At 44.8% G+C, this 9254-nt stretch carries 8 protein-coding genes; 3 read left to right on the top strand and 5 right to left on the bottom strand.

From position 1 onward, the window contains the following. Nucleotides 1–337 precede the first annotated feature (337 nt). Genes G519_RS0117080 through G519_RS50240 form a run of 3 tightly spaced genes read left to right on the top strand, consistent with a single transcriptional unit; the run spans nucleotide 338 to nucleotide 1802 of the window. Nucleotides 338–1063 carry a hypothetical protein gene (locus tag G519_RS0117080; protein ID WP_029195753.1) on the top strand — a complete coding sequence of 242 codons (726 nt, stop codon included), beginning with the start codon at nucleotides 338–340 and terminating at the stop codon, nucleotides 1061–1063. Between the two features lie 15 nt (nucleotides 1064–1078). Further along, nucleotides 1079–1438, top strand: coding sequence for a hypothetical protein (locus G519_RS0117075; RefSeq protein WP_029195752.1), 360 nt, complete (start codon nucleotides 1079–1081; stop codon nucleotides 1436–1438). Then, nucleotides 1374–1802 (top strand): hypothetical protein, encoded by a 429-nt coding sequence (locus G519_RS50240; RefSeq protein ID WP_127528214.1) that lies wholly within the window; start codon nucleotides 1374–1376, stop codon nucleotides 1800–1802. Before G519_RS0117075 ends, G519_RS50240 begins: the two co-directional genes overlap by 65 nt. 500 nt (nucleotides 1803–2302) lie before the next feature. Here G519_RS50240 and G519_RS0117065 read toward each other — a convergent pair whose 3' ends face one another. The 5 genes from G519_RS0117065 to G519_RS0117045 form a co-directional block, all read right to left on the bottom strand. Further along, complete coding sequence (locus tag G519_RS0117065) at nucleotides 2303–3628, bottom strand: IS3 family transposase (RefSeq protein WP_029195750.1); 1326 nt, start codon at nucleotides 3626–3628, stop codon at nucleotides 2303–2305. Nucleotides 3629–3748: 120 nt separating this feature from the next. Then, on the bottom strand, nucleotides 3749–5512 hold the full coding sequence (locus G519_RS0117060; protein ID WP_029195749.1) for a hypothetical protein: 1764 nt from the start codon (nucleotides 5510–5512) through the stop codon (nucleotides 3749–3751). 109 nt (nucleotides 5513–5621) lie between these two features. Then, complete coding sequence (locus G519_RS0117055; RefSeq protein ID WP_029195748.1) at nucleotides 5622–7220, bottom strand: extracellular solute-binding protein; 1599 nt, start codon at nucleotides 7218–7220, stop codon at nucleotides 5622–5624. 64 nt (nucleotides 7221–7284) lie between these two features. Continuing rightward, the gene (locus tag G519_RS0117050) at nucleotides 7285–8181 is read right to left on the bottom strand and encodes a carbohydrate ABC transporter permease (protein ID WP_029195747.1); all 897 of its coding nucleotides are present in this window, start codon (nucleotides 8179–8181) and stop codon (nucleotides 7285–7287) included. 3 nt (nucleotides 8182–8184) lie between these two features. Then, nucleotides 8185–9162: an ABC transporter permease gene (locus G519_RS0117045; RefSeq protein WP_084160200.1), complete on the bottom strand. Its 978-nt coding sequence runs from the start codon at nucleotides 9160–9162 to the stop codon at nucleotides 8185–8187. Nucleotides 9163–9254 lie beyond the last annotated feature (92 nt).

Genomic DNA, 9254 nt, shown 5'->3' with positions numbered 1-9254 from the left:
CGGAAGGGATGGCAGCGCATGGGATACAGTCAGCGTGTAGGAAAATACGGAAGAGGCCAAGGGAACACTCTAAATTGGAAGAAACCAAATGCTTGGTTCAACAGGAGGGTAAGGAACATTCCCGTCGGTAGCACCTATTGGCATTGTCCCAAAGACATCGCAAGATCGTAAACACCTTTTAAAAATTTTCGTCCCGTTGGGACGGCTCCCGCGCCTTCGCTTGAGCTACGTTCACAACCGGTTCAAATTCATTTTTCAAGGAACAAAAAATAATAAGAGCAATTTCCAATTCATTAAAGAATTAGGAACTGCTCTTAGCATACAAGGAGGTAACTTTATGAAAAAAGTAGCTGCTTTGCTCGTAAGTCTGGTTCTCATGTTGTCCCTTATGTCATCGTTAGCATTTGCCGAAACGGAAAAAGAGGTTACATTCACAAAGCAAGAAATTACTGACCTTAACGTTTTATATGAAAAAGCCAAAAAAGGGGAAACCGATTATCCTACTGGATCGACTTACCCAGAGCAAGAGATTAAAGGTGAGAATAACGGGAAAAGCTTATGGGTAAAAAAAAGTGAAACAACACAACATTTGAAGTCCACAAAAAAAGGTGACACTTTAACGAAACAATATGCTACGACCGTTTTTATGGCTGCAGCAACGACTCCACACACCACCTACGGCGAAAAATGGGACACCTCAGTTGGCGTAAAAGCTTATCACACTATCTATTGGCAAGAAGAAACCATAAATCAATTTAATACAGCTGACATGACCCGGGTAACTGGAAGTTGGTTAATTAGTGATCCTTACCTTTCAATCAAGGATCAAAGCGTTCGCGTTATTCAAAATGGATATGACCCAAATCGTGGAACGTCAGTTAATCAAGAATTATCTCGTAGTGATTTTTCTTTTGACTATACCACCGACATCGCTTCTTGGAGCCCCGTTATTTTATGGAATAGTGGCAAACCGGCAGCTGTTGGTGTAATTCAAAACTGCACAATCTACGAAAACGGTTCATCTTGGAACTTAACATTTAATGATCACATTCCTGGAGCATAAAGGAGAGCATATTAAATGAAAAAATTTTTATTACTGACCTTAATTGTCGCGTTCGTTTCGGTTTTGCCACTAAATGCAGCGATTGCTAATGAATCTAAGGATGGCTGGGATGTTGAGTATGAAGCGAAAGAAGTAAAGGACAAAGAATTACTTTATGATCGTGCTAAGAAAGGAATTACTGATTACGCAGGGGAACAAGCCAACGGTATCCAAGCAACTCTTAAAAATAACGACACCGGCCAAGAAAAAAACATAACTATGGTTAGTACTACTCAAAAACTTAAAAAACAGAAGAAGGGCAACCAAATAATTGAATCTTATGCTACAACGAGTGGCAGCTGGATACGGTGGATCGGGTTCAGATGCTTCATCTAAAACCGACCCGAGTATCGGAGTACGTGCAAATAGTACGGTTTACTGGGATAATTATACTGATTCGAACAACGCACCTTACAAAGACATCACAAGCGCAACAGGAATCTGGGATATTTTGGATCCAACTTTCTATCTGAGGGATCAACAAGTAAGGCTAGTAGCGCAGGGTGCAATTCCAGGTGGTTTTTCACAAAATGTCGATAAGTGGTGGACTTCAGGTATGACATTTTACGTAGCTGCGCCTACTGAATGGCAGCCGATCCTTATTGCAACACATACTACTAGGGCTCTAGGTTCGGATATGCTTTGCACCATTCATGATGCAACCACGAGCTGGTCATTTAGGTTCGATCACCGAATTTAACGACAGGATTAAATGCCGGGATATCAAACTATCTCGGCATTTATTTCTGTTTCCACAAGTATATTTTACAATTACAATTCAAAATCCTATAATTTATAAAAGGGGGGGATAATTTGGGGAATATCGAACGATTAATTATGAACATTATTATGTTTTTATTTTCCAAGCATAGGTATTTGTTCTTTACAACATTTAATATTTCGGAATATAACAAAGTCGTAAACAAACTGAAACAACATGGAATCTCATACAGAAGTAGGATCACTAACAATGATAACGGTTCAATGTATTCGTACAGAACTGATAATAATCAATATGATATTTTCGTCAAAAAAGATGACCAACATCTTGCAGAAAAAGCTCGCAACTCATAAGTTTTTATTCATTGGGAAAAAGGTCACTAGTGGTCAGGACGATCAGCGGAAATTTTACCTGATGGGAGTTTTCATTGCCTTATTTTACGATAAAAAATGGACACTTGAAAAAAGAGTGGTTTATATCTAGGAAGCCAACCATAGATGATTCCTGTATTGCACAGGGGTCATCTTTTTTAATCCCCATTGATATCTGTGGTTGTTGTAATAGCGAATATAACGCTCGATTTCACGTTGCAGCTCTTTTAAAGTTGTGCAACTGCGGCTGTCTACATGGTCCTTCATGTGCCCGAAAAACGATTCCTGCGGAGCGTTGTCCCAACAATTCCCACGCCTAGACATGGACTGGCCTAGCCCATTCTGTTTCAGCAACTCTTGGTATTTCGGACTGGTGTAATGGCTTCCCTGATCCGAATGGATGAAAGCATCCTTGTGTAACTTCGGACGTCTTTGTTTCACAAGTGTATCAATCGTGTCAGTTGCAATTTCCAGCGTGAGTCGATTAGATAGGTTATGGGATAGAACCTCTGTAGAGGCGTCCAGTATGGTCGACAAATAGGCCATCTCTGAGCAACCATATGGGAGATAGGTGATGTCGGTAAGCAATGCCAGACCAGGAATACCCTTTCTAAAATCCCTCTGCAGGATGTTGGGAAGAGTCCGATGTTCCAGCGTGGCCTTGGCCATGCGCTTGTATGGGTTGGGTTTTCTATGCGGACATATGATGTTAAATTTCTTCATAAGCCTGCGGATTTTCTTTAGATTATAAATGATGCCGAACTCATTCTCAAGGGCCATCTTGATGGAGCGAGAACCTTTTTTATACCCTCTTCGTTGGAAAGCCTTCTTAATCAGTTCACCAGCTTTAGCATCCGAACGGGCTCGCTCTAAGCGCGAATCTGCGGCATGTATGTAGCTGTAGTACCCTGAGCGGGAAACGTTAAGTAACTCGCAGAGGTAGCGAGTCATGCGTCGAAGACCTTGATCCACGGCATCCTTAATTAGTTCGAATAGCTTAGCTTTGCTTAGATTCATCCTTTTTGCTACCAGCAACCTTTCTTTCGTATCTAGCTTTTTTAACAATTCTACTTGCGATTCGAGAAGCCTGATTCTTGCTTCCTGCTTGGCAATGACTTCATCTTGTGATAGTTCACGCCTTAGAGGACGTCCAGAGGCTTCTTTTCGGGAGTCGACTAGTCCGATAATGCCGCCTTGTTGGTAGGCTTTCTTCCAACGGTCAGCACACTGCTCTACACGCTTCATACCGATTACGTTTACATCAAACCCGTTAGCTTCAAAGATTTCTCTAGGGGTTTTACCTGTCATATATTGATCTATGAACAACTGCTTGAATTCATCCGAATAGGTTATCGCTTTATCACTAACTCTGATCACGTATTTGTTTCTTGATAGGTTTTCACGGTCTTCCTCATTAAATCGCTTCTTGCTCATGCAATCCCCTCCGATGCTTACTCCAGTATACAAAAAGGTACCCACAGCCTAAACACCTTTTTTCTAAGTGTCCAGTCTATGGGTACCAGTGTATGGCGAGTTCCTTCTTTTTCTGCATCCCTAGTTCGGATGCTTGTCATTCGGCTTCAAGGAGATAGACAGCTGTTGCTGCGAACCGTCCGCACGATTGTCAGCCTGCCTTACTGTCACTTGCTCCGCTTCTTCTTCAATGACTATTAACGGCTTTTCCTTCACTGTGTCACCAATAGCTAACGAGAATAAAAACGCAGCTTTGTCCATAGCTTGGAAGTCTATTGTTTGCCGCTCGCCAGCGTAAATAACCAGATCCAGTCCATAGGTGTCCCCCTGTTTGCTCCATTCCCAGTTCCAACCGGGGGCTGCGGAGGATACGTTTTTGTCGCCGCAGCGCAGTTGATTCCCTTCAGTACCCTCAAAGGCAGCATATAAACTTTCGAAACGAAGCGGCAGTCCATTGATCTGCACCTGTGACACAGTGCCTTCCTGCTCAATGCTCATACGCTCCAAGCAACCGCCAAATTCCATTCGAATCCGGAAATCCGTTGCCTCTATACGACCTTGAATACGATCCAAATTGGGGTGTGTATCCCCGCCGTTCGTTAGAAAGTTTACGCCTAACAGCAGATGGCTGCGGCTCGCTGCAACGCTGAGAACAGCCGAGCAATAATCGTACCCCTCGTGTAAGCAGCGCATTTGCAGATAGGTCGGCTGCCCGCCATTATCGAAATAAGCAACCATCCCTCTGGTTTGATTCCACATGATCTCTTTCCTAAACACTCCGATCGCATACTGCGGTGTGATGTAAGTATCCGCCCATTTCACGAATCCGGTTTCCTCATTGCGATAATAAGGCTGCCTAAGATCACGTACTTCTATACGGGTAAATTGCTCAACATATTGTTTTGGACATTGGATTCCACTGCCGTACCACTCTGTGTCATACTCCAAATCCTCGGATGCAAAGAACACCAACTTGTTATTGGTAGCCACTTGCAGGAAGGATTTAGTCTTATTCGTCAGTAACGTACTATAACTGCGACTGTGCGGACCGGCCCATTGCTGGGAGACCGGATGATAATGCTCCACCACCATTCGCCAGACCATGTCTAGCAATTCAGTGGTTATTTCCTTCACACGAGAGTTGAGGGAATACTCACCAATTTTAGACAGCTCCACAATAGCAATGACCGAGTAGGCAGGACTGTTGAATTCTTGGAAGGTCCCTAAATTTGCTGTATATTGCTGCAGCTTCTCCAACCTTTCCAGCCCATAATCCGCATAATCCTTCCGTTCATACAGCTCACCGGCGATTAAAGTCACAAATGCCCCCATAATCGCAATATTCGTATAGTTCGGTCCTACATTCCGTCTGATAATCGCGTCGCATGCAAAGCTTACCGATTCCCGGATCTGATCTTTCAGCGTTTCAGGCAGCTTGTGACCGTGACGCAGCACCGCAAGAAGCAGCTCCTTGCCGCAAAAGTCCGCCCAGTTCCAATCAGGAGGAGCCATCTGTGTAAGCGGCTCTTCATAAAACCAAGGCCATATCCCATAGGTATCACTTAGCGGATTGCGATCCTGCAAAGATAACAGGCGGCCAATGATATCATAAGCCCTCTGTTCATATTCCTTCATTTCTGTATTTAGCAAGCCAACCGCATAGAGCAGCGATTGATAAGTCGGATGAGTTGTTGGGTGATCCTTCGCCGTAAGCGTGGTATGATACCCCGGGCTATGGAACGGACGACGAAGCATACAAACCTGAGAATCATACTCACTTTCTTTGGCTGTGATTGCCTTTATCAAAAGTTGTTTGTGATCAATCATAGTCTCATTTACGCTCATGCTGGGCAAATCCCTCCTCTTAATTGTAAAACAACGCGGGAAGGTCAGCCTACACTTAAAGCAAGCAGCCTTCCCGCAGATTCATTTATACATATTGGGCGTGCACTTATTATTTCAAGAACTCTTTATTCTTCTCATACCACTCTTGTGCGAGCTTCTCAACATTATCTCCACCAAGACGCTTCCACTCTTTACGTGACTCTTCCATAGCAGCCTCTGGGGTTAATGCACCGCCTCCAGTTACGGCTTTCACCTCGATTTGCGTAGCAATCGGATGGAACGTGGCGATCAGTTGGCTTACTTCCGGAATATCCGGGCTAAAAGCTATGTCTCTGCGGTATTTGTTTTTGAGTGCTACATCCAACGACTGTGACTTCAATTTGGCATATTCCTGGGAGAGCGGATCTTGGGCAGCCATGGTCGGAAACCAGTCGGATTTCAGACTAAAATCAGTTACAATCGCATACTCACCTGCGTAGGACACTTCTTTACGAGATTTGTCAGCATCGATGACTTGCGGGATCTTACCGTCAATTAGCTTGTAATGGACATTTTCCTCGCCGTATTTCATCGCCATATCCCCTTTATCCATCATCCAGTCGAGGAATTTAACAGCGGATTCGATTTTGTCTTCTTTCATTTTACTGTTAAAGGCTACCAGAATACTCGCCGGAAGCTCTTGATATAAACCATTTTTCCCATACTTACTGGCCACTGGCTCTAATGGAACCATCTTGGCATCGGGGACATTTTTCTTAAGATCCATATATTCGTTTTGCATATTCCATGAACCAAAATAAATACCTGCCTTGCCAGTCGTCCACATTTGACGTGCACGTTGAAAGTTGCTATCCGTGATATATTCCTTATCCAGCAAGCCTTGATCGAATAATGTTTTCTGATAAGCAATGGAATCCTTGTAACGATCCAACGTTCTGCCAAATTTGAGCTTACCCTCTTCCAAGTACCATTGATTCTCATTCACGAAAAAGAGAGCTCGAATGATTTGCACAGCGTTGCCATTAAACACAATAGGCACTGTATCTGCTTTACCATTACCGTCTGGATCCGCTTCTTTAAATTTCTTCGCCACCTCGATCAATTCTTCCGTTGTCGTCGGCGCCTTCAAGCCCAGCTTATCCAACCAATCCTGACGAATCCACATCCCATGGTTGGCAATTCCATCTATGCTTCGACTGCTGGTGACCGCATACATTTTGCCGTTAATCGTCGATGCTGATTTAAGCTCAGGATGCTCCTGCAGATATTTTTTCATAGTCGTGCTATATTTCTCGATAAAACTATCTACGGGTTGTATGGCACCTTGATTGGCCAATTGCGCAATATAGTTGCGGTCATATTCCCAAATGAGATCAGGTGCGCTTCCGGAAGCCACCAGAGTACTGAGCTTTTGTTGAGCCTGTGCCCGAGGTACTGGCACCCAGGTCACCTTGGCCGGCGAATTTTCATTTATAAACTTTGTCCAACGGTTGCTCTCGTAGCTGCCTTCCTCAGCGGCTACTGTTCCACGATCAAAAGCGGAAATACTGATCTCTTTCTTTGGACCGGCCGCTGTTGCTGTAGCAGCTGCACTTCCTTGAGGCTTTGCTGAACTGCCACCCTCTGTAGTCGTATTCGTACTGCAAGCGGCTAGTACTGCTAAAGACATACTTGCTGCAAGAACTGGTTTCCACGCATGTTTAGTCATTTTCAATGGTTCCATCCCCCTAAATATTGTGTGGTATATATCAAGGACTATTTGCCCCGAGATATCAGCCTTTGACCGATCCAATCAAGACGCCTTTGACAAAATGTTTCTGCAAGAACGGGTACACGATCAGAATGGGTGTGACTGCAATGACAATCGCCGCCGCTTTAATCCCTTCGGGAGTGAGCGTCATCTCCGCAACACCCTCGCTGCCGGATGCATGATCAAGTAGATTCTGATCCACCTGCAGGATCATTTGATAGAGCTTAAGCGTTAAGGTTTGCTTGGTTGTTTTGGTAACGTAGAGCAATACATTGAAGTATGAGTTCCACCAGCCTACCGCATAAAAGAGTGAGATGGCCGCTATGATCGGTTTGCATAATGGGACAATGATTTGAAGCAGAATTCGCCAGTCCCCAGCGCCGTCGATGGACGCTGATTCCTCCACTTCCTCCGGCAAGCCTTCCATGAACGTTTTCATCACAAACATGTTGTATGTACTGATTAATGAGGGAAGCCACAACGCCCAATAGGTATCCATGAGTCCTAATAATTTAACTAATATAAAATTCGGGATTACGCCCGAAACGAACAGCATAGTGAAGGTGATGAAAATGAGCAGCCCATTACGCCCCATCAGTCTTCGTCTGGAAAGCGGGTACGCCGCCAGTAAAGTAAGTGTCATATTGAGCACTGTGCCGACTATGGTTACCAGCACCGTATTCCACATCGCTACCAAGAGCTGCCCATCCTGGAAAAGACGCTTATAGGCCTCTGCATTGAATTCGACCGGCCATAATGTCACTTCACCTGCTGTAATAGCCCTGCTGCTACTGAAGGACGATACAACCTCATACCAGAATGGGTATAAGGCAATTAACGAAAGAATGCCGAGTATCGCATAATTAGCTGACGTCCCTAGACGGAATAAATGGGATTGCTTTCTGTATAAACTTTGCATCGCTTACCATAACCCCCGTTCACCGAACGCTCGAGTCAATCTGTTTACGCCTACGACCAGTATCAGGCCAACTGCGGATTGGAACAACCCTAAGGCCGTCGTATAGCTGTAGTTCATATTCTGCAAACCGACACGGTACACATAAGTACTAATTACATCCGCAACATCCAAGACGGACATATTCTGCAGCACCAGCGTCTGCTCAAGCCCCACATCCATCATATGCCCCATGCGAAGAACAAGCAGAATAGCGATTGTACTGCGAATGCCGGGTAATGTAATATGCCAAATCTGGCGCAGCTTCGATGCGCCGTCCATCTTGGCCGCTTCATATAGCTGCGGATCAATCGAGGCCATTGCAGCCAGATATAGAATCGTGCCCCAGCCCGCCTCACGCCATATGCCTGATAAGGTGTAAGCCACAGGCCACCACCTGGAGCTAGCCATGAAATAAATGGGCTCGATGCCAAACACCTTCGTCAGCACCAAATTGACAACACCCGTGCTTGGAGAAAGCATAGCAATGAAGATGCCCCCAAGCACAACCCATGAGATAAAATGGGGCAAGTAGAGCAGATTTTGAACGGTCCTTTTATACCATTCCTTGCGTACCTCATTAAGCAGAAGCGCGAGCAATATGGGTATCGGAAATCCAAAAACAAGGTTATACACATTGAGCAGCAGCGTGTTTCTTAGCACTCTCCAGAAATCGATGCTTTGGAACAAGCTAGTGAAGTGTTTAAACCCTACCCACTTGCTGCCGAAGATGCCGTCGGCGAATCGGTAGTCCTTGAAGGCAATCATCTCGCCGACCATCGGAGCATATTTAAACAACAGATAAAATCCAATCACAGGCAGAAGCATCAGATACAAATGTCGATCCCGTATCAAGCGGCCTCGGAATGTGGACGGAATCGGCTTGGTTGGAATTGGCTTCCGCTGACTTAGCTTCTTAGTTAAGCCGGTCACTCTTTCCTCCATCTTGTGTTCACCCTTTCCAAATGTGAGCCTGCTGTTGTGCCGGCGATATCATCGTATCCTGCCGCTGCTTGCTTGCAAATAGACACGTTTTG

Origin of the sequence: Paenibacillus alginolyticus DSM 5050 = NBRC 15375 (assembly GCF_000422905.1) — a bacterium.
Lineage (GTDB): Bacteria > Bacillota > Bacilli > Paenibacillales > NBRC-103111 > Paenibacillus_E > Paenibacillus_E alginolyticus.
This window is presented reverse-complemented; position numbering and strand designations above follow the sequence as displayed.